At 63.8% G+C, this 1,715-nt stretch carries 2 protein-coding genes and 1 pseudogene; all 3 read left to right on the forward strand.

What is annotated here, in order from left to right; genetic code table 11:
• A partial coding sequence (locus tag EN994_RS30015; RefSeq protein WP_127308080.1) for an alpha/beta family hydrolase occupies positions 1-502 on the forward strand: 502 nt, incomplete at its 5' end.
• 4 nt (positions 503-506) lie between these two features.
• Entirely contained in the window at positions 507-1,277 is a 771-nt protein-coding gene (locus EN994_RS30020; protein ID WP_013530618.1) for an exodeoxyribonuclease III, read from the forward strand.
• 193 nt (positions 1,278-1,470) lie between these two features.
• Positions 1,471-1,715, forward strand: a pseudogene (locus EN994_RS30030) (hypothetical protein); the annotation flags it as partial.

Below are 1,715 nucleotides of genomic sequence, written 5' to 3' on the forward strand. Positions count from 1 at the left end.
CGAGTTCCACTATATGGCTGCCCGCCGCTACGGCCACCGCAAGCCGCCGCCGCGGGCCGAGACGGTCAACCCGGAATATATCAAGGCGATAGCCGACCTCAGGGCGAAGGGCGTGACCGGCCCGCTCGTCATCGGCGGCAAGTCGATGGGCGGGCGCGTCGCCTCGATGGTCGCCGACGAGATGTTTGCCAAGGGCGAGATTTCAGGCCTGCTGTGCCTCGGCTATCCCTTCCATCCGCCGGCCAAGCCCGATCAATTGCGGACCAAACACCTCGCCGATCTCAAGACACCGACGCTGATCTTCCAGGGCACCCGCGACGAGTTCGGCACCAGGGACGAGGTTGCGACTTATGACCTTTCCGATCGCGTCGAGGTGATCTGGCTGGAGGACGGCGACCACGATCTCAAGCCTCGCAAGAGTGTTTCGGGGTTTTCGACCGCCGATCATCTGAAGACGCTGGCCGAGACGGTCAAGGCGTGGTCGGGTCGGATCGCTTCCTGAAGCGATGAAGATCGCCTCCTTCAACATCAACAACATCAACAGCCGGCTTGAAAACCTGCTGACATGGCTGGCTGTGGCAAAGCCCGATGTCGTGTGCCTGCAGGAGTTGAAGGCACGCGACATGCAGTTTCCGCGCTCGGCATTGGCGGCGGCCGGCTATGGCGCGGTGTGGAAGGGCGAGCCGACCTGGAACGGCGTTGCCATCCTGGCGCGGAGTGCCGAGCCCGTGTTGACCCGCGATGCCTTGCCCGGCGACGAAGCCGACAGGCAGAGCCGCTACATCGAGGCGGCGGTGAATGGCATTGTCGTCGCTTGCCTCTATGCGCCGAACGGCAATCCCCAGCCCGGCCCGAAATTCGCCTACAAGCTCGCCTGGCACGCGCGGCTGGAGGCGCATGCCGAACAGTTGCTCGACACCGGCCTGCCGGTGGTGCTGGCCGGCGACTACAACATCGTGCCCGAGCCGCGCGATATCTACGCCACCCGCTCCTATGACGACAACGCGCTGGTGCAGCCGGAAAGCCGGGCGTCGTTCCGGCGCCTGCTCGACCAGGGTTGGCTTGATGCCCTGCGCAAGAAGCATCCGAAGGAAACGCTTTACACATTCTGGGACTATCGCCGCAACCGCTGGCCGCGCGATGCGGGCCTCCGGCTCGATCACATCCTGCTGTCGAAGAAACTGGCACGCCGCCTGACCGCCGCCGGCATCGACCGCGACGTGCGCGGCGAGGACGGTGCCAGCGACCATGCGCCGGTGTGGGTGGAATTGAAGTAAGGCGACTGCTTTCATGCGTCGCGCTTGAACGGATCCATGCAACGCGCTTTAAGTCTTTTGTCTTGATGCATGTCGCTGTCCCAAACCCGGGTTCGCTTTTGGCCGACATGCAATAACCTGTCGGCAAAGTATTCCAACGCAGCCGGATCGCCCATGAACGCAATCCTCCACGAGATCTGTGAAAGGAGGCTCCATGCCTGACTTGGGCGCTGTCGAGATACTGTTCGCCGCCCTTGTGGTGCTTGCGGCAGCTGTCGTGTCCTGGCGGCTGTGGCGGAAGCGCAGCCGCCGCAAGGGACGGCGGCAGACCAATCCGGCTGCCGACTATGCCGTCCGCACCGACTGGAGCGGCCGCGGGGGCATGCTCAATTACTCGTCCTTCGTCTATTTCGATGTCGATCGCGACGGCAAATACGGCGCCGGAGACCGGCCGATGGC

Origin of the sequence: Mesorhizobium sp. M7A.F.Ca.CA.002.09.1.1, assembly GCF_003998555.1 — a bacterium.
In the GTDB taxonomy this organism is placed as follows: domain Bacteria; phylum Pseudomonadota; class Alphaproteobacteria; order Rhizobiales; family Rhizobiaceae; genus Mesorhizobium; species Mesorhizobium ciceri.